The 21,196-nt window shown below is 54.6% G+C and carries 19 protein-coding genes, 2 pseudogenes and 1 other annotated feature; of the genes and pseudogenes, 17 read left to right on the forward strand and 4 right to left on the reverse strand.

The window, feature by feature from the left end; genetic code table 11:
• The first annotated feature begins 114 nt into the window (after positions 1 to 114).
• The 6 genes and pseudogenes from dgoR to ACI2I2_RS02680 all read left to right on the forward strand — a co-directional run bounded on the left by dgoR (position 115) and on the right by ACI2I2_RS02680 (position 6,119).
• A complete protein-coding gene (gene dgoR, locus ACI2I2_RS02655) occupies positions 115 to 804 on the forward strand; it encodes a D-galactonate utilization transcriptional regulator DgoR (RefSeq protein WP_404656499.1) in 690 nt (229 codons plus the stop codon).
• Entirely contained in the window at positions 801 to 1,679 is an 879-nt protein-coding gene (locus ACI2I2_RS02660; RefSeq protein WP_404656500.1) for a 2-dehydro-3-deoxygalactonokinase, read from the forward strand. The genes dgoR and ACI2I2_RS02660 overlap by 4 nt, the downstream gene beginning before the upstream one ends.
• On the forward strand, positions 1,663 to 2,280 hold the full coding sequence (locus ACI2I2_RS02665; RefSeq protein ID WP_404656501.1) for a 2-dehydro-3-deoxy-6-phosphogalactonate aldolase: 618 nt from the start codon (positions 1,663 to 1,665) through the stop codon (positions 2,278 to 2,280). The genes ACI2I2_RS02660 and ACI2I2_RS02665 overlap by 17 nt, the downstream gene beginning before the upstream one ends.
• Positions 2,277 to 3,425 carry a galactonate dehydratase gene (gene dgoD, locus ACI2I2_RS02670; protein WP_404656502.1) on the forward strand — a complete coding sequence of 383 codons (1,149 nt, stop codon included), beginning with the start codon at positions 2,277 to 2,279 and terminating at the stop codon, positions 3,423 to 3,425. Before ACI2I2_RS02665 ends, dgoD begins: the two co-directional genes overlap by 4 nt.
• 86 nt (positions 3,426 to 3,511) lie before the next feature.
• A pseudogene (locus ACI2I2_RS02675) lies at positions 3,512 to 4,847 on the forward strand (MFS transporter).
• A 51-nt stretch (positions 4,848 to 4,898) separates the two neighbouring features.
• A complete protein-coding gene (locus ACI2I2_RS02680; protein ID WP_404656503.1) occupies positions 4,899 to 6,119 on the forward strand; it encodes a DUF3748 domain-containing protein in 1,221 nt (406 codons plus the stop codon).
• Positions 6,120 to 6,123: 4 nt separating this feature from the next.
• Here ACI2I2_RS02680 and ACI2I2_RS02685 read toward each other — a convergent pair whose 3' ends face one another.
• Positions 6,124 to 6,456 (reverse strand): YceK/YidQ family lipoprotein, encoded by a 333-nt coding sequence (locus ACI2I2_RS02685; protein ID WP_404656504.1) that lies wholly within the window; start codon positions 6,454 to 6,456, stop codon positions 6,124 to 6,126.
• 244 nt (positions 6,457 to 6,700) lie between these two features.
• Positions 6,701 to 6,775, forward strand: a sequence feature (ROSE (Repression Of Heat Shock gene Expression) occurs in the 5'-region of heat shock genes and acts as an RNA thermometer to modulate expression.).
• Between ACI2I2_RS02685 and ibpA the strand changes: the two genes are divergently transcribed.
• The 4 genes and pseudogenes from ibpA (at position 6,769) to ACI2I2_RS02705 (ending at position 9,940) form a co-directional block, all read left to right on the forward strand.
• A complete protein-coding gene (gene ibpA / locus ACI2I2_RS02690; RefSeq protein ID WP_404656506.1) occupies positions 6,769 to 7,182 on the forward strand; it encodes a small heat shock chaperone IbpA in 414 nt (137 codons plus the stop codon). (Overlaps the previous feature by 7 nt.)
• Positions 7,183 to 7,295: 113 nt before the next feature.
• Entirely contained in the window at positions 7,296 to 7,724 is a 429-nt protein-coding gene (ibpB, locus tag ACI2I2_RS02695) for a small heat shock chaperone IbpB (protein ID WP_330986009.1), read from the forward strand.
• Positions 7,725 to 7,874: 150 nt separating this feature from the next.
• Positions 7,875 to 8,189, forward strand: a pseudogene (locus ACI2I2_RS02700) (BRO family protein); the annotation flags it as partial.
• An 89-nt stretch (positions 8,190 to 8,278) separates the two neighbouring features.
• Positions 8,279 to 9,940 carry a putative transporter gene (locus ACI2I2_RS02705; protein WP_404656507.1) on the forward strand — a complete coding sequence of 554 codons (1,662 nt, stop codon included), beginning with the start codon at positions 8,279 to 8,281 and terminating at the stop codon, positions 9,938 to 9,940.
• On the opposite strand, the gene ACI2I2_RS02710 is transcribed toward ACI2I2_RS02705, so the two are convergent.
• Entirely contained in the window at positions 9,920 to 10,654 is a 735-nt protein-coding gene (locus ACI2I2_RS02710; RefSeq protein ID WP_404656508.1) for a GntR family transcriptional regulator, read from the reverse strand. The two genes, ACI2I2_RS02705 and ACI2I2_RS02710, sit on opposite strands and share 21 nt — an antisense overlap.
• A 219-nt stretch (positions 10,655 to 10,873) precedes the next feature.
• Here ACI2I2_RS02710 and ACI2I2_RS02715 point away from each other — a divergent pair, with 219 nt between their 5' ends.
• Both ACI2I2_RS02715 and ACI2I2_RS02720 read left to right on the forward strand, forming a co-directional pair.
• Complete coding sequence (locus ACI2I2_RS02715) at positions 10,874 to 12,493, forward strand: alpha-glucoside-specific PTS transporter subunit IIBC (protein ID WP_404656509.1); 1,620 nt, start codon at positions 10,874 to 10,876, stop codon at positions 12,491 to 12,493.
• Positions 12,490 to 13,812 carry a 6-phospho-alpha-glucosidase gene (locus ACI2I2_RS02720; RefSeq protein WP_404656510.1) on the forward strand — a complete coding sequence of 441 codons (1,323 nt, stop codon included), beginning with the start codon at positions 12,490 to 12,492 and terminating at the stop codon, positions 13,810 to 13,812. Before ACI2I2_RS02715 ends, ACI2I2_RS02720 begins: the two co-directional genes overlap by 4 nt.
• Here ACI2I2_RS02720 and ACI2I2_RS02725 read toward each other — a convergent pair.
• Entirely contained in the window at positions 13,791 to 14,684 is an 894-nt protein-coding gene (locus ACI2I2_RS02725) for a helix-turn-helix transcriptional regulator (protein ID WP_404656511.1), read from the reverse strand. The two genes, ACI2I2_RS02720 and ACI2I2_RS02725, sit on opposite strands and share 22 nt — an antisense overlap.
• A gap of 83 nt (positions 14,685 to 14,767) precedes the next feature.
• On the opposite strand from ACI2I2_RS02725, the gene ACI2I2_RS02730 reads away from it, so the two are divergent.
• The 5 genes from ACI2I2_RS02730 (at position 14,768) to ACI2I2_RS02750 (ending at position 19,942) form a co-directional block, all read left to right on the forward strand.
• Positions 14,768 to 16,483 (forward strand): solute:sodium symporter family transporter, encoded by a 1,716-nt coding sequence (locus ACI2I2_RS02730; protein WP_404656512.1) that lies wholly within the window; start codon positions 14,768 to 14,770, stop codon positions 16,481 to 16,483.
• Positions 16,480 to 17,973, forward strand: coding sequence for a sulfatase-like hydrolase/transferase (locus ACI2I2_RS02735; protein WP_404656513.1), 1,494 nt, complete (start codon positions 16,480 to 16,482; stop codon positions 17,971 to 17,973). Before ACI2I2_RS02730 ends, ACI2I2_RS02735 begins: the two co-directional genes overlap by 4 nt.
• A gap of 132 nt (positions 17,974 to 18,105) precedes the next feature.
• Positions 18,106 to 18,453: a YidH family protein gene (locus ACI2I2_RS02740; RefSeq protein WP_404656514.1), complete on the forward strand. Its 348-nt coding sequence runs from the start codon at positions 18,106 to 18,108 to the stop codon at positions 18,451 to 18,453.
• The gene (locus tag ACI2I2_RS02745) at positions 18,443 to 18,793 is read left to right on the forward strand and encodes a DUF202 domain-containing protein (RefSeq protein ID WP_404656515.1); all 351 of its coding nucleotides are present in this window, start codon (positions 18,443 to 18,445) and stop codon (positions 18,791 to 18,793) included. Before ACI2I2_RS02740 ends, ACI2I2_RS02745 begins: the two co-directional genes overlap by 11 nt.
• A 9-nt stretch (positions 18,794 to 18,802) precedes the next feature.
• Positions 18,803 to 19,942 (forward strand): anaerobic sulfatase maturase, encoded by a 1,140-nt coding sequence (locus ACI2I2_RS02750; RefSeq protein ID WP_404656516.1) that lies wholly within the window; start codon positions 18,803 to 18,805, stop codon positions 19,940 to 19,942.
• Here the strand turns inward: ACI2I2_RS02750 and emrD are convergent.
• The gene (gene emrD, locus ACI2I2_RS02755) at positions 19,927 to 21,111 is read right to left on the reverse strand and encodes a multidrug efflux MFS transporter EmrD (RefSeq protein WP_404656517.1); all 1,185 of its coding nucleotides are present in this window, start codon (positions 21,109 to 21,111) and stop codon (positions 19,927 to 19,929) included. The genes ACI2I2_RS02750 and emrD overlap by 16 nt on opposite strands.
• Between the last annotated feature and the right edge of the window lie 85 nt (positions 21,112 to 21,196).

A 21,196-nucleotide genomic window follows, 5' to 3' on the forward strand; every position in this document is an offset into this window, starting at 1 on the left:
TACTACGATTTGCATATTGATACGCAATGAGCACTGATGTTTGTACTGCAAAGATGAGGAAAAACCCGCCACAAGCAGTAAAGTAATGGCAGTGAAATCGCAAAAGGACGCGTTATGACCATTACCAAAACTGACCGCATCATCATTGCCCTTGGGCAACAGATTGTGGGTGGGAAATATGTGCCGGGTGCGGCGCTGCCAGCAGAAGCCGATCTCTGTGAAGAGTTTGAAACCTCACGCAACATCATTCGCGAAGTCTTCCGCTCCCTGATGGCGAAGCGGCTGATTGAAATGAAACGCTACCGTGGCGCGTTTGTCGCCCCGCGTAACCAGTGGAATTTCCTCGATACCGAGGTATTGCAGTGGGTGCTGGAAAACGAGTACGACCCACAGCTGATCCTGGCGATGAGTGAAGTGCGAAATCTGGTGGAGCCTGCGATTGCTCGCTGGGCCGCCGAACGCGCTACCTCCAGTGATTTGGCCCACATTGAAGCCGCGCTGAACGACATGGTTGCCAACAATCAGGACCGGGATGCCTTCAATGAAGCGGATATCCGCTATCACGAAGCGGTACTGGCATCGGTGCACAACCCGGTGCTGCAACAACTCAGCGTAGCGATAAGTTCGCTTCAGCGAGCCGTTTTTGAACGCACCTGGATGGGCGATGAGGCCAATATGCCGACCACCCTTCAGGAGCACAAAGCGCTATTCGATGCCATCCGGCATCAGGATAGCAACGCAGCAGAGCAGGCGGCGCTCACGATGATCGCAAGCTCCACAAGAAGGTTAAAGGAAAGCACATGACATCACGCTACATCGCAATCGACTGGGGATCGACCAACCTGCGCGCCTGGCATTACCAGGGTGACGAATGCCTCGAAAATCGGCAATCCGAAGCCGGTGTGACGCGGCTCAACGGACGTTCCCCCGAAGCGGTGTTAGCGGACATAACGGCAGGCTGGCGTGAAGACAATACGCCGGTGGTGATGGCAGGCATGGTCGGCAGTAATGTTGGCTGGAAAATCGCGCCTTATCTGCCTGTTCCTGTGCATTTCTCGGCAATTGGCCAGCAGTTGACGACCGTTGCCGACAATGTGTGGATCATTCCAGGGCTTTCTGTCTCGCGAGATGATAACCATAACGTGATGCGCGGTGAGGAGACCCAGTTGCTGGGCGCTCGTCATCTTGCGCCTGCACCTTTGTATGTGATGCCGGGTACCCACTGCAAATGGGTGCTGGCAGATAACCAACAAGTCTTTGATTTCCGGACCGTGATGACGGGCGAGCTGCACCATTTGTTGCTGCGCCACTCACTGGTGGGCGCGTGTCTGCCAGAGCAGGAAACTTCACCTGCTGCGTTTGCCACCGGTCTGGAAAAAGGGCTCTCTGAGCCTGCTCTGTTGCCGCAGTTATTTGAGATTCGCGCCTCCCATGTGTTGGGGAGCTTACCGCGCGAACACGTCAGTGAGTTTTTATCCGGCCTGTTGATCGGCGCGGAAGTCGCCAATATGTGCGAGCGCTTCCCCGGTGAACAGGAGATCACTATCGTCGCAGGACAATCCCTCGCCGATCGCTACCAACAGGCTCTTCACGCCGTTGGCCGTCGTTCGACGATTGTTTCCGGCGACACGGCATTCCAGGCAGGTATAAGGAGCATCGCCCATGCAGTGGCAAACTAAACTTCCGCTGATCGCTATTTTACGCGGCATCAAACCCGAAGAGGCGCGTGACCACGTTGCCGCCATTCTGGACGCCGGTTTCGACGCGGTCGAAATTCCACTCAATTCCCCACAATGGGAAATCAGCATTGCGGCGATGGTTCGTGAATTTGGTGACAAAGCCCTGATCGGCGCAGGCACTGTGCTGAAAACTGAGCAAGTGGACGCTCTCGCCGCGATGGGCAGCAAACTGGTTGTCACACCGAACACTAACCCGGACGTTATTCGTCGCGCGGTTTCTCACGGTATGACCGTGTGCGCTGGCTGTGCCACCGCAACAGAAGCCTTTGCCGCGCTGGAAGCTGGCGCGCAAACGTTGAAAATCTTCCCATCTTCCGCCTTTGGCCCTGATTACATCAAAGCGCTGAAAGCTGTGTTGCCAAAAGACGTACCGGTCTTTGCGGTGGGTGGCGTTACGCCAGAAAACCTCGATGTGTGGCTGAACGCAGGCTGTTCAGGCGCGGGTCTGGGGAGCGATTTGTACCGTGCTGGCCAGAGCGTTGAACGTACTGCTGAACAGGCGACTGCGTTTGTGAAAGCGTATCAGGAGGCCGTGAAATGAAAATCACCAACATCACGACTTACCGTCTTCCGCCGCGCTGGATGTTCCTGAAAATCGAAACCGATGAAGGTATTGTCGGCTGGGGCGAACCGGTCATTGAGGGTAAAGCGCGTACGGTTGAAGCAGCCGTGCATGAGCTGAGTGAATACCTGATTGGTCAGGACCCGGCGCGTATCAACGACTTGTGGCAGGTGATGTATCGCGGTGGTTTCTATCGCGGCGGCCCAATCCTGATGAGTGCTATCGCCGGTATTGACCAGGCGCTGTGGGATATCAAAGGCAAAGTCCTTGGCGCGCCGGTGTGGCAGCTGATGGGCGGCCTGGTTCGCGACAAAATTAAAGCCTACAGCTGGGTCGGCGGCGATCGTCCTGCGGACGTGATCAGCGGCATTAAAACGCTGCGCGGCATCGGCTTCGACACCTTCAAACTGAACGGCTGCGAAGAGATGGGCATTATTGACAGCTCGCGCAGTGTCGACGTTGCGGTCAACACCGTGGCGCAAATCCGTGAAGCCTTCGGTAACGATATCGAATTTGGTCTCGACTTCCATGGTCGCGTCAGCGCGCCAATGGCGAAAGTGCTGATCAAAGAGCTCGAACCGTATCGTCCACTGTTTATCGAAGAACCGGTTCTGGCTGAGCAGGCGGAATACTATCCGAAGCTGGCTGAGCAGACCCATATTCCGATTGCTGCCGGTGAGCGCATGTTCTCTCGCTTTGAGTTCAAGCGTGTGCTGGAAGCGGGCGGTCTGGCCATTCTTCAGCCGGATCTCTCCCACGCGGGCGGTATCACCGAATGCTACAAAATTGCGGCAATGGCTGAAGCGTACGACGTGTCTCTGGCACCGCACTGCCCACTGGGGCCGATTGCGCTGGCAGCCTGTTTGCACCTCGACTTTGTTTCCCGTAATGCCGTTCTGCAAGAGCAGAGCATGGGCATTCACTACAACAAAGGCGCGGAACTGCTTGATTTTGTGAAGAACAAAGAAGACTTCAACATGGAAGGCGGTTACTTCAAACCGCTGATGAAGCCGGGTCTTGGCGTGGAGATTGACGAAGAAAAAGTCATCGAAATGAGCAAGCAAGCCCCGGACTGGCGCAATCCGCTGTGGCGTTATCCTGATGGCAGCGTAGCAGAGTGGTAATTCCCACCCTGTAGGCCCGGTAAGCGTAGCGCCACCGGGCAATCATTTTAAATATTTCAAACACACCCTCTGTATAATTACAGGGCATGGTGCCTGGCTGCGCTATGCCCAAAATCTGGAGACAGATTAATGGATATTTCTGTGACTACTGCAAAAACTGGACGTCGTCGTTACCTGACGCTGCTGATGATCTTTATTACCGTGGTTATCTGTTATGTTGACCGCGCAAACCTTGCCGTCGCTTCCGCGCATATTCAGGAAGAGTTCGGCATTTCCAAAACTGAAATGGGGTATATCTTCTCGGCGTTTGCCTGGATGTACACCATCTGCCAGATCCCGGGCGGCCGCGTTCTGGACCGTTTAGGCTCCCGCACCACTTACTGCATCGCCATTTTCGGCTGGTCAGTTGCGACCCTGTTCCAGGGTTTTGCGACCGGTCTGCTGTCGCTGATTGGCCTGCGTGCAATCACCGGTATTTTCGAAGCACCGGCGTTCCCGACCAACAACCGCATGGTCACCAGCTGGTTCCCTGAGCATGAGCGTGCTTCTGCAGTTGGTTTCTACACTTCTGGTCAGTTTGTGGGTCTGGCGTTCCTGACGCCAATGCTTATCTGGATCCAGGAGATGCTGAGCTGGCACTGGGTGTTCATCATCACCGGCGGCATCGGTATTATCTGGTCTCTGGTGTGGTTCAAGGTGTATCAGTCACCGCGTAAAACCAAGGGCATCACCAAAGCGGAACTGGACTACATCGAGCAAGGCGGCGGTCTGGTTGATGGCGACGCGCAGATTGAAAATAAAGTGCGTACTCCACTGACCAAAGCGGACTGGAAACTGGTGTTCCATCGCAAACTGGTGGGCGTGTATCTGGGGCAGTTCGCGATTGCGTCTACCTTGTGGTTCTTCCTGACCTGGTTCCCCAACTATCTGACTCAGGAAAAAGGCATCACCGCGTTGAAAGCGGGCTTCATGACCACCGTGCCCTTCCTGGCAGCCTTCGTGGGCGTGATTCTGTCCGGCTGGATTGCAGACTTCCTGGTACGCAAAGGCTTCTCGATTGGTTTCTCCCGTAAGCTGCCCATTATCTTCGGTCTGCTGATTTCCACCTGCATCATGGGCGCAAACTACACCAACGACCCAATGTGGATCACGGTGCTGATGGCGGTGGCATTCTTCGGTAACGGTTTTGCCTCCATCACCTGGTCACTGGTTTCTTCACTGGCACCGATGCGTCTGATTGGCCTGACTGGCGGTGTGTTTAACTTCGCTGGCGGTCTGGGTGGTATCACCGTTCCCCTGGTTATCGGTTACCTGGCGCAGGCACATGGCTTTGCTCCTGCACTGACCTATATCTCAGCGATCACCCTGATTGGCGCACTCTCCTACATCCTGCTGGTAGGTGAAGTGAAACGTGTAGGCTAATTTCCTGCCTTACGCTACCCTGATGCGATAACTGCGCATCAGGGTACCTCCATGAAACAAATCACTTTTGCCTCCCGCCATCACCAACTGACCAATACCCAAACCTGGACACCTGACAGCCAATGGCTGGTGTTTGACGTTCGCCCATCCGGTGCCTCGTTCACCGGGGAAACCATCGAGCGCGTGAATGTTCAAACTGGCGAAACTGAAGTGATTTATCACGCAACTGACGGCGCTCACGTGGGCGTTGTCACGGTGCATCCTGATGAAGAACGCTATGTCTTTATTCATGGGCCGGAACATCCAGACTCAAGCTGGCACTATGATTTCCATCACCGCCGTGGTGTCGTGACCTGCGCCGGGGAAACCCACAATCTGGATGCCATGGATATCACACCGCCATTCACACCAGGTGCATTGCGTGGTGGCAGCCACGTTCACGTTTATAGTCCAAATGGTGAAGCGGTCAGCTTCACCTACAACGACCATGTGCTGCATGAATACGACCCCACACTGGATTTACGAAATGTCGGCGTAGCGGTGCCGTATGGCCCGGTGACGCCTGCGGGGCAACATCCACGTGAATATGCAGGGAGTCACTGGAGTGTGTTAGTCAGCCAGACAACCGCTTCGCCACTGCCGGGGAGTGATGAGATATCTCGTGCCTATGAAGAAGGTTGGGTCGGCAATACCCATCTGGCTTTTATCGGCGATACCCTGTCGAAAAGCGGCGAGAAAGTGCCTGAGTTGTTTATTGTTGCCCTGCCAGAAGATGAAACAGGCTGGAAGCAGGCTGGGGAGGCGCCACTGTGTGGAACAGAAAGCACTATGCCAGCACCGCCAGCGGGCGTGGTTCAACGTCGTCTGACGTTCACCCATGACAACGCCTTTCCAGGGCTGGTGAACGTGCCGCGACATTGGGTACGTTGCAACCCACAGGGCGACAGCATTGCGTTTCTGATGCGGGATGAGGCAGGAGTGGTACAACTTTGGCTCATTTCACCCGACGGAAGCGGGATGAGGCAGTTAACGTCATGCAGCGGTATTCAGTCAGCGTTTGACTGGCATCCTTCTGGCAACTCGCTGGGATTTGTGCTGGAAAATCGCATTGCAGTCTGTGATGTCCAAAGCGGAGAGAGTCGCTTTTTGACGGCCGATCATGAAAACCCGCCTTCTGGGGATGCCGTGGTGTTTTCACCGGATGGGCGATGGATTGCCTGGATGCAGGAAACCCACGGCTATCGTCAGCTATGGGTCACAGAGTCTGCTTGATGAATTAGTGAGACGGCATGGCGGCCGGTGGGATAACGGAATTCATGGCCTGATTGTCTTTCTCGCTTTTTTCGACGCGAGATCTCACTGAGTTATCTTTGCGGAATAAATCCCACGGCAGCAGTAACGTGTCCGCCACGGCGGTGAACGGCATATCGAGAGCGACCAGCGTTTTGGTGCCCCAGTTGGTGTCGTCATCGCCCATCATCTCAGCGCTGGCACGGGTGCCAGGATAAGTCCCCTCTTTGCCGCCGGTATGCGACATCACGCTGGAGCACCCCACCAGCAACATCATCCCTGAACAAAAAACAGGTATCAAAAGCGTATTTTTCATCATGCGTTATCATCATTGTCGGCACACGGAGTGCCTCTCTTGTCGGGTTATAACGGCCCGCTGAAAAAATGAATAGTCCGGAAACAGCGCTCTGTGGCGCTTGTCGCACTTTCACATCCTGTGTCGTACTCCAGTCTATGCCCTGTGCTGAAAAGTGCAAAAAAAGTAAGACTCCTGCCCTTGATAAACGTTCCACTGAACCCACTTAAAGAGTGTGGCCCGATAACGAACACGCCTGATGGGTGTTCGGGGTGATAACGACCTGTCCATTGTGGAAGGTCAGTAAATTCTCGCTGATTTCAGGAGCTTTTCAGTATGCGTAACTTCGATCTTTCCCCGCTGTACCGTTCTGCCATTGGTTTTGACCGTCTGTTCAACCTGCTCGAAAATAACCAGAGCCAAAGCAACGGCGGCTACCCTCCGTATAACGTTGAGCTGGTGGACGAAAATAACTACCGCATCGCTATCGCGGTAGCAGGGTTTGCCGAGAGCGAGCTGGAAATCACAGCCCAGGACAATCTGCTGGTGGTCAAAGGGTCTCACCCTACCGAACAGAAAGAGCGCACTTACCTCTATCAGGGCATCGCCGAACGTAACTTCGAGCGTAAATTCCAGTTAGCCGAAAATATTCAGATTAAAGGCGCAAACCTGGTGAACGGCCTGCTCTACATCGACCTGGAACGCTTCATTCCGGAAGCGAACAAACCGCGTCGTATCGAAATTAACTAATTCTTCGCAGGCGGTTTGCGCCGCCTGAATTCAACCGCCCAGGCTTGCCGACAGGGAGCCGTTGTGAGTGAAAACTCGCAGGGCCAAACTCGCTTCTTAGAAGGAGAAATACCATGCGTAATTACGATTTAACCCCGATGCTGCGTCAGTGGATTGGCTTCGACAAACTGGCCAACGCGATGCTCAATACCGGTGAAACCCAAGGGTTCCCGCCTTATAACATCGAAAAGAGCGACGATAATCACTATCGCATCACGCTGGCGCTGGCAGGCTTCCGCCAGGAAGATTTGGACGTGCAGCTCGAAGGGACACGCTTGAGCGTGAAAGGCACGCCGGTGAAGCCGGAAACCGAAACGAAATGGCTGCATCAGGGCCTGGTCACTCAACCCTTTACCCTGAGCTTTACCCTCGCCGAGCATATGGAAGTGACGGGCGCAACGTTCACCAACGGGTTGCTGCATATCGACCTGACCCGTAACGAGCCAGAAGCCATCGCCCCACAACGTATCGCCATCAGCGAACGCCCGGCATTAAACAGCTAACGTAGTCGATTTATACCCTCCAGATCCCAGGCCCCGTTTTGACGGGGCCTTTTTTTGTCCGTATTCGGTCACAAACTCGCCTTGTTGCAGTATCCGCTTTTGTTTAAACCATTCCTTCCTCAGGTTTTATTTGAACGTGGAGTGAACAGAATGAACGATTACCAGCCATTTGAAGCACTAAAAAGTACCCATCCTCATGGGATGGAGTTCTGGTCAGCACGAGATTTAGCGCCTCTGCTTGAATACAAAGACTGGAGAAATTTCGAAAAGGTCATTTCCAAAGCCATCACAGCCTGTGAAATCAGTAGTCAGAGCGTTAAAAACCATTTCGTTGAAGCCAACAAAATGGTCGGTATTGGATCGGGTTCGCAGCGTGTGCTGGAGGATTTTCATCTCTCCCGCTACGCCTGCTATCTCGTCGTTCAGAACGGAGACCCCTCTAAGCCGGTGATTGCTGCCGGGCAAAACCCTAACTGTGCGTTACCGCGCATACATCTGTCAGCGCCTCTGCAAGAATCCACTTAATCAGTAATGTTATTCACAGGGAAAACGGTATGAGTGAGATAGCATTAACCGTCAGCGTACTGGCGCTGGTGGCGGTGGTTGGGTTGTGGATAGGCAACATCAAAATCCGCGGTGTGGGGTTTGGCATCGGAGGCGTGCTGTTTGGCGGCATTCTCGTGGGCCATTTTGTTGAGCAGGCAGGCGTTGTACTCAGTAGCCCGATGCTGCATTTTATTCAGGAATTTGGCCTGATCCTGTTCGTTTACACCATTGGTATTCAGGTGGGTCCGGGCTTTTTTGCTTCACTTCGCGTCTCAGGTTTGCGGCTCAACCTTTTCGCCATTCTGATCGTACTGCTTGGCGGCGTAGTGACAGCGCTGCTGCACAAGGTTTTCGCCATCCCGTTACCGGTGATGCTGGGTATTTTCTCGGGCGCGGTGACCAACACTCCGGCGCTGGGGGCCGGACAGCAAATTTTGCGCGATCTCGGCGTGCCAATGGACATTGTTGATCAAATGGGTATGAGCTACGCGATGGCCTATCCGTTCGGCATTTGCGGCATTCTGTTGACCATGTGGCTGGTTCGGCTGTTTTTCCGCGTGCAGGTTGAAAAAGAGGCGCAGCAGTTTGATGCGCAAACAGGCAGCGGACATTCTCTGCTTTGCACCATCAATATTCGTATCGAAAACCCCAATCTGCATAACCTGGCGATTCAGGATGTGCCCATCCTCAACAGCGATAAAATCATCTGCTCGCGCCTTAAACGTGACGACATGCTAATGGTGCCCTCGCCAGGAACGCTCATTCAGGCCGGTGATTTGCTGCATCTGGTTGGTCTGCCGGAAGATTTACACAACGCTCAACTGGTGATGGGCAAAGAGGTAGAAACCTCACTCTCGACGCGCGGGACCGATCTGCGTGTTGAGCGAGTGGTCGTCACCAACGAAAAAGTGCTCGGCAAGAAAATCCGCGATTTGCACTTCAAACAGCGTTATGACGTGGTTATCTCGCGCCTCAATCGTGCCGGGGTTGAACTGGTCGCCAGCAGCAATGCCAGCCTGCAATTTGGCGACATCCTCAATCTGGTGGGGCGACAAACTTCTATTGATGCGGTGGCGGCAGAAGTCGGCAACGCGCAGCAGAAATTACAGCAGGTGCAGATGCTGCCGGTGTTTATCGGTATCGGGCTTGGTGTGCTGCTGGGATCGGTACCGCTGTTTATTCCTGGTTTTCCTGTCGCGCTGAAGCTGGGGCTGGCGGGCGGCCCGCTGATTATGGCGTTGATCCTTGGGCGAATCGGCAGCATCGGTAAGCTTTACTGGTTTATGCCGCCAAGTGCGAACCTGGCGCTGCGTGAACTGGGAATTGTGCTGTTTCTGGCGGTAGTCGGGCTGAAGTCCGGTGGCGATTTTGTCAGTACGTTAACTGAGGGCGACGGGCTAAGTTGGGTCGGCTATGGGATCTTTATCACCGCCATTCCATTGCTGACGGTCGGCATCCTCGCGAGGCTGTTCGCAAAAATGAACTATCTGACCCTGTGCGGCATGCTGGCCGGGTCGATGACCGATCCACCTGCACTGGCCTTCGCCAATAATCTGCACGCCACCAGTGGCGCAGCAGCGCTCTCTTACGCCACGGTTTATCCGCTGGTGATGTTCCTGCGTATCATCACGCCACAGCTTCTTGTGGTTCTATTCTGGGGAATGGGTTAGCGCTGTATCCGGGTGGATGCGCCTTAAATGGTAATCCACCTGGTACTCTCTGGCATTTCTGAACATCACCGAATAATTGAGAAACTCCCCGCTGTCGCTGTACGAAAGTGAGGTGATACGCAGCAACGGGGTGTGTTCTGCCACGTTCATCGACACCGCAAGCTGCTTATCCGCCAGCACCGGTGCCAGGCTTTCGTAGTTGCCACTGATGGTTATCCCGCACTCTTTTTCGATGTAATCGAACTTCGATCCCTCCAGATGCGACAGTGACAACGTGCGAAACAGCTTCACCGGCATATAGCTGTCTTCCAGCATCAAAGGCTTGCCCTCGACGTAGCGAATGCGGCGCGAGAAGTAGATTTGCGTATCCACCGGAATACGTAACTGACTGGCAATAGCGGGCGGCGCGGCCATGACCTCAAACGTCAGAACTTTGCTGACCACGGACTTTCCTTGCTCCCGCAGGACTTCCACCAACCCAGTGAGGTTTGTGGTTTCGTGATGCACATCTTTGCGCGCCACATAAGTGCCGCTGCCGTGCCTGCGCTCCACAAGCCCCCATGTCACCAGCAAATCTGTTGCCTTGCGGATGGTCATTCTGGCGACACCAAACTCCAGCGCCAGCGCCTTTTCCCCGGGCAGAGGGCTGCCCACATTGAAGTCTGACGAATTGAGCCGAAGCCTGAGCTTGTCGGCAATGGATTTGTAGATCACTCGTGGACCTCTTGTGGCCTGTTAACGGGATGTTGGGGGCGGATGATGTCTAATTCTTCGCCAAAAAGTAGACCTCATGGCGAAGATTTAAACCATGAACGCGGTCACGAATCGCAACGGCGCGTCCTGTTGGCTATCTCATAACTTCATATGCTCATCCCAGGCCAGCACACAAACCAATAAGGCCTCTCCCCTACAGGTTTCGATGAGGATGTGAAAATGCTCAGTCAGATACAACGTTTTGGTGGTGCCATGTTCACCCCGGTGCTGCTGTTCCCCTTTGCTGGCATGATTGTTGGGATTGCCATCATGTTGCAAAACCCGATGTTTATGGGGGAAGGACTCACCCGCCCGGATAGTCATTTTTTCCAGATAGTGAAAATTATAGAAGAGGGCGGCTGGGCGGTTTTCCGCAACATGCCGCTGATTTTTGCCGTCGGATTGCCGCTAGGACTGGCGAAACACGCGCACGGTCGGGCATGCCTGGCGGTGTTGATAAGCTTCCTCACCTGGAACTATTTCATTAATGCGATGGGCACCGTATGGGGTGATTTTTTCAACGTGAACTTCGCCAACGAGCCTGTAGCAGGCAGCGGGCTGGCGATGGTGGCGGGGATCAAAACGCTCGATACCAGCATCATTGGCGCTATTTTTATCTCCGGAATTGTCACTGCCATCCATAACCGCTTCTACGATAAACAGCTTCCAGTGTTCCTGGGCATCTTCCAGGGCACCTCATTCGTGGTCATCGTGGCCTTCTTCCTGATGTTGCCTTGTGCCTGGCTGACCCTGCTGTGCTGGCCGAAGGTGCAGGTGTCCATCCAGTCGCTGCAAACTTTCCTGAGCGGGGCGGGTGCGCTGGGCGTCTGGATATATACCTTCCTCGAACGCATTCTGATCCCCACTGGCCTGCACCACTTCGTTTACGGGCCTTTCGTGTTTGGCCCGGCAGTGGTGGAAGGCGGGTTGCAGCCTTACTGGGTTCAGCACTTGAACGAATTCAGCAACAGCACGCTGCCGCTGAAGGAGTTGTTCCCGGCAGGCGGTTTCTCGATGCACGGTAACTCCAAAGTATTTGGCGCACCGGGCGTGGCGCTGGCGATTTACTTCACGGCCGCCCCGCAAAACCGCACCAAAGTGGCGGGACTGCTGATACCTGCCACGCTGACGGCGATTCTGGTCGGCATCACCGAACCGCTGGAATTCACCTTTCTGTTTATCGCCCCGTTCCTGTTTGTGATTCACTCTCTGCTCGCGGCCACCATGACGGCGGTGATGTATATGGCGGGTGTTGTCGGCATGTTTGGCGGGGGGATGCTCAATGAGTTTCTGCCACTCAACTGGATACCCATGTTCCATAACCACGCCACGGAGATGTTCATCCAGATTGGGATTGGCCTGACGTTCACTGCCATTTGGTTTGTCGTCTTCCGTGCCCTGATCCTGAAGTTCAACCTGAAAACACCGGGCCGTGAAGAGAGCGAAATCAAGCTCTACAGCAAAGCCGACTATCAGGCTTCACGCGGCAAAACCACGGCAAGCCAGCCGACGTCAATTTCCGGTCTGGCTGCTGGCTTCCTGCAGGCGCTGGGTGGCGCGGAGAACATTGAGAGCGTCAACAACTGCGCGACCCGGCTGCGCATCACTCTCGTCGATATCGCCCGCACCCAAAGCGACGACATCTTTAAAGCGCTTGGCGCCCATGGCGTCGTGCGTCGCGGCAACGCCATTCAGGTGATTGTCGGCCTGCACGTGCCTCAGGTACGCGACCAGATGGAAAGTCTGATGAAAACCCCATTACCGAACGAACCCACCACCATGACGGAGGCAGTATCATGAAAAAATTCTCAGTAGTTATCGCCGGCGGCGGCAGCACCTTTACCCCAGGCATCGTGCTGATGCTGCTGCAAAACCAGGATCGCTTTCCGCTGCGTGCGCTGAAATTCTATGACAACGATGGCGCGCGTCAGGAAGTGATTGCCGAGGCCTGCAAAATTCTGCTCAAAGAGCAGGCCCCTGAGATTGAATTCAGCTACACCACGGACCCGAAAGCGGCCTTCACCGATGTGGATTTTGTGATGGCGCATATCCGCGTGGGTAAATACCCGATGCGTGAAAAGGATGAGAAAATCCCGCTGCGCCACGGCGTGCTCGGCCAGGAAACCTGCGGCCCGGGCGGGATGGCTTACGGTATGCGCTCCATTGGCGGCGTGCTGGAACTGGTGGATTACATGGAGCAGTATTCGCCAAACGCGTGGATGCTGAACTACTCCAACCCGGCAGCGATTGTTGCCGAAGCCACGCGGCGCCTGCGTCCAAAGGCGAAAATCCTCAACATTTGCGATATGCCGATCGGCATCGAAGGACGGATGGCGCAGATAGTCGGCCTGAAAGACAGAAAGCAGATACGCGTGCGCTATTATGGCCTGAACCACTTTGGCTGGTGGACATCGATTGAAGATCTGAACGGTAACGATCTGATGCCGAAACTACGCCAACACGTTGCGAAACATGGCTATGTTCCTCCATCAAACGACCCGCATACGGAAGCGAGCTGGAACGACACGTTCGCGAAAGCGAAGGACGTGCAGGCGCTGGATCCGGATACTATGCCGAATACCTATCTGAAGTATTACCTGTTCCCGGATTACGTCGTCGAGCACTCCAACCCGGACAGAACACGCGCCAATGAAGTTATGGATCACCGTGAGAAACAGGTCTTTAGCGCCTGCCGGGCAATTATCGAGGCGGGGAATTCCTCAGCCGGAGAACTGGAAATCGACGAGCATGCGTCGTACATCGTGGATCTGGCGGCTGCCATCGCCTTCAACACTCAGGAGCGCATGCTGCTGATCGTGCCGAACAACGGGGCGATTCATAACTTTGATGCGGATGCGATGGTTGAAATTCCGTGTCTGGTTGGTCAAAACGGGCCCGAGCCGCTGACGGTCGGTGATATCCCTCATTTTCAGAAAGGCTTAATGAGCCAGCAGGTTGCGGTGGAAAAACTGGTGGTGGATGCCTGGGAACAGCGTTCGTATCAGAAACTCTGGCAGGCGATGACCCTGTCGAAAACCGTGCCAAGCGCCAAAGTGGCGAAAGCCATCCTGGATGATTTGATTGTGGCCAATAAAGACTACTGGCCAGAACTGCACTGATCATGTTGTCCGGCTTGCGCCTTCAGAATGGCTGAGGGCGCAAGATTAAACTTACGTTTAAACGCTTTACTGAAGTGAAACGAGTCAAAAAAATTCAGCATTTCTGCGACGTTACCGACCGTTTGCCCTTCCTGTTTTAAAAGGGAATGCGCCAGTTCTAACCGGGCATCAAGGTAGTATTCTTTCGGTGTTTTCCCGGTATAGCGTAAAAAAAGGCGGCGCAGATACTGCTCGCTGCACTGCATCTTCAGGGCCATGTCTTTAACGCTCCAGTTTTTCTGTAAATCGCTATGCAAAAATGACAGTAATTTCTCAATCTGAATAAGCCACGTCTCTTTTTTGCCATTTTCTGAAATAAGACAAATCCACTGGTATATCATTTTGGCCAAGAACGCGACCGCCAGATTGTTTTTAAGCGGGTCTTTGTGACTAATCAATAATGCCACTTCGGCTAATTCCTGATTAAATATTTCGCCGTTATAAATTATACCCGTTTGTAATAGCGGAATTTCCATCACGTTGGTAGGGATAAACTCCATCCAGTACTGTTCCCACAGCAGCCCCGCACAGTGGTAGGCCTGAATATCCATGGGTTTGAGGAAAATAATGGAGTTGCCGTTGAGGGTGATTTCACTGCAGTCCCGCAGCAGCAGCTTGCCGCAGCCTTGTAGGGTGTAGATAGCGACCCACGAATTGGGGATCAATGGCTTTCTCTTATCGCGCGGCCAGATGACCTGATAGCTTTCATCGGCCAGCGTATGCCACAGCGAAATTAATGAAATGCCGCTGGAGATCACATTTTCATCAAGAACCAGCGGAATATTGTAAGTGGTTTCGTTTTTTACATTCGAAATAAAGTTTTTTCCATTCATTTTATTCCACCGACAACCCATTCTCAGCCCAATACATAATGGGGAGTGTAATCCTCGAATAATAAATCGTTAAGGGCTGCAAGATGAACATTCAACAGATTGTGAGCTTTATAGCATTTACCTTACTGGTTGCACTGATTACCTGGTGGCGGGTTCGTAAACAGGATACCGGCTCTGAGCAGGGCTATTTTCTTGCCGGGCGTTCGTTAAAAGCGCCGGTGATCGCCGCCTCGCTAATGCTAACGAATTTGTCGACGGAACAGCTGGTTGGCCTCTCCGGCCAGGCATACCGCAGCGGCATGTCGGTGATGGGCTGGGAGGTGACCTCGGCGGTCACACTCATCTTTCTGGCGCTGATTTTCCTGCCACGTTATCTGCAACGCGGCATCGCCACCATTCCGGATTTCCTCGAAGAGCGCTATGACAAAACGACGCGCATCATCATCGATTTTTGCTTTCTGATTGCCACCGGCATTTGCTTCCTGCCGATCGTCCTCTATTCCGGCGCGCTGGCGTTAAACAGCCTGTTCCATGTGGGCGACGCGTTGGGCATTTCTCAGGGCGCGGCGATTTGGCTGCTGGTTATCCTGTTAGGCATGGCAGGCATTCTTTACGCGGTAGTTGGCGGAATGCGAGCGATGGCGATAGCCGATTCGATTAACGGTATCGGGCTGGTGATTGGCGGCCTGATGGTGCCGGTGTTTGGGCTGATAGTGATGGGCGACGGCAGCTTTTTGCAGGGGATCGAGCAGCTCACGACGGTCCATGCCGAAAAGCTTAACTCCATTGGTGGCAGCCACGATCCGCTGCCGATTGGGGCGGCGTTCACCGGACTGATTCTGGTGAACACCTTTTACTGGTGTACCAATCAGGGCATCGTCCAGCGCACGCTGGCTTCGAAGAGCCTGGCGGAAGGCCAGAAAGGTGCGCTGCTGACGGCGGTGCTGAAAATGCTCGACCCGCTGATTCTGGTGCTGCCGGGGCTGATCGCGTTTCATCTATTTCAGGACTTACCGAGCGCGGATATGGCCTATCCGGCCCTGGTCAGCAAAGTGCTGCCGCTGCCGCTGGTGGGCTTTTTTGGCGCCGTGCTGTTTGGCGCGGTGATCAGCACCTTCAACGGCTTTCTCAACAGCGCCAGCACGCTGTTCAGCATGGGGATTTATCGTCGCATCCTTAATCAGAACGCGCAGCCTGAGCAGTTGGTCCGGGTCGGGCGTCGGTTTGGCCTGCTGATCGCGGTGGTTTCCCTGCTGGTCGCCCCGTGGATTGCGAATGCGCCCCAGGGCCTCTACAGCTGGATGAAGCAACTGAACGGTATCTACAACGTGCCGCTGGTGACCATCATCATCATGGGCTTCTTTTTCCCGCGCATTCCGGCGCTGGCCGCGAAGGTGGCGATGTTCCTCGGGATTTGCAGCTACATCACCATCAACTATCTGGTGAAGTTTGATTTCCATTTTCTCTACGTATTGGCCTGCACCTTCTGCATCAACGTGGTCGTCATGCTGATGATTGGTTTCGTCAAACCGCGGCCAACGCCGTTTAAATTCCACGACGCCTTCGCGGTGGATATGCAGCCGTGGAAGAACGCCAAAATCGCCTCCGTCGGCATTCTGTTCGCCATGATTGGCGTCTATTCCGGGCTGGCGCAGTTCGGCGGCTACCCGGTGAAATGGCTGACGTACCTGAGCTATGGCATCACCGCGGCAGTGGTGCTGTATCTCTTCCGCTCCCACTGGCAGGCGCGGCGCGCTGAGCCTGACGTTTTTGTTGCAGACATTAAGGAAAAACCATGAGCCGTCCGAATTTCCTGTTCATCATGACCGACACGCAGGCGACGAATATGGTCGGGTGCTACAGCGGGCAGCCGCTGAATACCCACCATATCGACCAGCTGGCTGAAGAAGGGATCCGTTTTAACTCGGCCTACACTTGCTCACCGGTTTGTACGCCCGCCCGTGCGGGGCTGTTCACCGGGATTTATGCCAACCAGTCAGGGCCGTGGACCAACAACGTCGCGCCGGGGAAAAACATCTCCACCATGGGGCGCTATTTCCAGGATGCGGGCTATCACACCTGCTACATCGGCAAATGGCACCTCGACGGGCATGACTATTTCGGTACCGGCGTTTGCCCGCCAGAGTGGGATGAAGAATTTTGGTATGACGGTGCGAACTATCTGTCGGAGCTCACCGACGAGCAAATCAGCCTGTGGCGCAACGGCCTGAACAGCGTTGAGGATCTGCAGGAGCATCAGATAGATGAGACCTTCACCTGGGCGCACCGCATCAGTAACCGGGCGATAGATTTTCTCGGCAAGCCCGCGCGGAAAGACGACCCGTTCCTGATGGTGGTCTCCTACGACGAGCCGCATCACCCGTTCACCTGCCCAGTGGAATATCTCGAGAAATACGAGGATTTTTACTACGAGCTCGGCGAAAAAGGGCGAGACACGCTGGAAGGCAAACCTGAACATCACCGCCTGTGGGCGCAGGCGATGCCGTCCCCGGTGGGAGAGGACGCGCGCTATCATCATCCGATGTACTTTGCCTGTAATGATTTTGTCGACGATCAGATTGGTCGGGTGGTTAACGCCCTGACGCCGGAACAGCGTGCCAACACCTGGGTGATTTATACCTCCGATCATGGCGAGATGATGGGCGCGCACAGGCTTATCAGCAAGGGCGCGGCGATGTATGACGACATCACGCGCATCCCATTGATTATGCGCCCACCACAAGGCAAACCGGCGCAGGTGGACACCCCGGTCAGCCATATCGATTTGCTGCCAACCATGATGGCGCTGGCGGGCATTCATCAGCCCGACATTTTGCCAGGGGAAAATATCCTGCAAGCGCAGGCCACGCGCGGCGTGATGGTGGAATTTAACCGCTATGAAATTGAGCACGACAGCTTCGGCGGTTTCATTCCGGTGCGCTGCTGGGTGACGGACCGCTGGAAGCTAGTGCTGAATTTGTTCACCAGCGATGAGCTGTATGACAGGCACAACGACCCGGACGAGCTGCAAAACCTGATTGATGATGCTGACTTCGCGAAGGTGCGAGACGAACTGCACGACAGCCTGCTGGATTACATGGATAAAATCCGCGATCCGTTCAGAACCTATCAATGGAGCCTGCGCCCGTGGCGAGTGCAGGCGCAGCCCCGCTGGATGGGTGCCTTCCGCCCACGCCCGGAAGATGGTTACTCTCCGGTGGTGCGAGACTACGATACCGGCCTGCCAACCCAGGGTGTTAAGGTGGAAGAGAAAAAGCAGAAGTTTTGAGAATTGTTACCCCTCACCCTAACCCTCTCCCCAAAGGGGAGAGGGGACTGAAATGAGGCGCTCTTGATTTTCTCCCTCTCCCCTTTGGGGAGAGGGCCGGGGTGAGGGGAAAAAACACCATAAGGAGCAACAATGAAATTATCCCGCCTCGGTGAAGCGCCGGACTACCGCTTCTCGCTGGCCAATGAGCGCACGTTCCTCGCCTGGATCCGCACCGCGCTGGGATTCCTGGCTGCGGGCGTCGGGCTTGACCAACTGGCACCTGATTTCGCCACGCCGCTTATTCGCGAACTGCTTGCGCTCTTGCTGTGTCTGTTTGCCGGAGGGCTGGCGATTTACGGCTACCTGCGCTGGTTGAATAACGAAAAGGCCATGCGCCTGAAGCAGGATTTACCCTACACTCGCGGATTACTAATTATCAGCGTGGCGCTGCTGGTGGTCGCCGCCGTGGTGATGCTGCTGGTGTTTTATGGCGGCTAAGCGCAAAGCACGTCGCGAAAACGATCCTGGGCTACAGCCGGAGCGTACATCGCTGGCCTGGTTTCGTACTTTGCTTGGCTACGGTGCGTTGATGGCGCTGGCCCTGAAGCATAACTGGCATCGGGCAGGCACACCGTTCTGGCTGTCTGTTGCCGTGCTGATGGTGGTGGGATTTATTCTCTGGACGTACACCCGCAGACGGAATCTGATGGATGTCTCCTTCCCAGATTTCTCTCAAAATCAGGCGGTGCGTGACAAATTTATGATCGCCCTCGCGGTGCTGGCCCTGGCTTTACTGTTTGCTATAACCCACTTACAGCAACTCGTAACGATAATTTAAGGGATTGAAATGACAGGATGTCACGTCATGGCCAAACCGGGCAGCTCACGATGTAACCTCAACTGCCGCTACTGCTTTTATCTCGATAAACCTCAACAGCCTGTGATGAGCGATGACACGCTCACCGCCTTCATTTGCCAGCACATTGAAGCCCAGCCCGGGGACGAGGTGCAGTTTGCCTGGCAGGGTGGCGAACCGACGCTTTGCGGGCTGGATTTCTTCCGTCGGGTGGTCGCGCTTCAACAGCAGCATGCGCAAGGGAAGCGTATCTACAACTCGTTCCAGACTAACGGGATTTTGATAACCGACGAATGGTGTCGCTTTTTTAAGGAACACGGCTGGCTGGTGGGCATATCCCTCGATGGGCCGCCAGAGCTGCATGACGTGCACCGGGTTAGTCGTAGTGGGAATCCAACTCAGCACAAGGTATTGCAGGCCATCACAGCGCTTAAGGCGCATGGCGTGGAGTTCAACCTGCTGGTCGTTGTGAGCAGTCACAATAGCCAGCATCCGCAGGCTTTGTATCGCTATTTGCGAGGGCTGGGCACCCCTTATTTGCAGTTTATCCCGCTGCTGGAGATGAACGATCATCAGCCTGATGAGTACTCTGTTCCGGCAAAATCGTGGGGCGATTTTTTATGTGCGGTTTTTGATATTTGGGTGCGGGAAGATATGGGCCGGGTGTTCGTGCAGTTGTTTGACTCCACACTGGGTGTCTGGAACGGTTTTTCTTCGCAAATGTGTTCGCTCGGTAAAACCTGCGGACATGCTTTTGCTCTTGAAAGCAACGGCGATCTGTATCAATGCGATCACTATGTCTATCCGTCTTTCCGCCTTGGCAACCTGCATAAGACCACGCTAAGCAAATTGAGTGATAGCGAAGAAGCTCGCTCTTTTGGCCAATTCAAAAAGTCATCGCTGTCGGAAGAGTGTCAGTCGTGTTCTGTCCTGAAATTATGCAATGGCGATTGCCCTAAGCATCGGGATGCCAGCGGCAAAAGCGCCTTGTGTGAAGGGTATCGTACGTTTTTCCTGTACAGCGAACCCTACATGAAAGTGATGCGAGACCTGATTCGCCAGCGCCGCTCACCGATGGAACTGATGATGATGCTGCGCCAGCAAAACCAGGACGGTCAGACAGGTTGCTGATGCTGATTAAAGCGTGAAGCCAGCGGCAGCCAGCACAGTAAAATCAGCAAGCCCATCAGCGTCATCAGCAGGCCCAGACTGCTTTGCCCGTGTTGTGGCAGCATCGCAGAGAGCCATGCCAGCACGCCGGAGCCGATGTTTTGCAGGCCACCAACCAGCGCGCCAGCCGTGCCCGCGAGGAAGGGGAAGGGTTCCATGGCGCCACTGGTCGCAAGCGGAAACAGCATGCCCGCACCAAAGAAGAACAGCGCGGCAGGGACCAGCAGCGTCCAGACGTTCATTACCCCAAGCAGACCTGGGATCCACATCATCAGCCCTGCCAGCAGGCAGCTAATCACCGATTGCCACATCAGGCTGGAAAAACGCTTGTTCTGACGGCCAGCGAACCACGCACCAAAAAAGGCCGCCGGAATAGGCAGAATAAACAGAACGCTAACCACCATACTGCTCAGGCCAAGCCCTGCACCGAGCAACACGCCGGAGCTGGCTTCAAACACAGCAATACCGGCCAGACCGCCAATCAGCATCAGCAGATAGCAATTGAACGCTCCGTTGCCAAACAGCGTTTTGTAGCTGGTTATCAGGCGAGTCGGCGGAGCATTTTGGGGGCGAGTTTCCGGCATCCAGCGTGCCATGCTGAAGGTGACAATAACGCACAAAATCAGCAGGAAGCCATAACAGGCGCGCCAGTTCCACAGCGTATCGAGCATCCCGCCAATCAGTGGTGCCAGCAGCGGGCTCACCAGAATACCCATATTCAACAAGCTGTTGGCATGACGAAGCTGTGTGCCTTCATACAGGTCACGCGGCAGCGTACGGGCCATCACGCCACCCACGCCGGTACCCATGCCCTGAAGCGCACTGGCGAAAATCAGCACAGGCAAGCTGCTGGTGGTGATCGCCAAAAGCGTCGCGACCATAAAAATGCTCATTCCGGCGAGGATGACCGGACGGCGACCAATGCGATCAGACAGTGGTCCGTAGAACAGCTGAGAAACCCCGTAAGTCAGCAGGTAAGCCGCCATCACGCTCTGAACGGCACCTTCGCGCACGTTCAATTCACGCGCCATGTTCGCAATGGCCGGAATATAAATGGTTTGCGCCATCTGCCCGACCGCGACCAGCAGGACGAGCATCAACAACAGACTGACGTTCTTATGCCTTTTCATCTCGATGAATTCGTTGTTATTGGTTTGAATTAAAGAATATGTGACTGGCTAACTCGCCAAATGCGGGAGGAATCTACCACAGTAG

The sequence above is a fragment of the Scandinavium sp. NPDC088450 genome, assembly GCF_044900545.1.
GTDB lineage: Bacteria > Pseudomonadota > Gammaproteobacteria > Enterobacterales > Enterobacteriaceae > Scandinavium.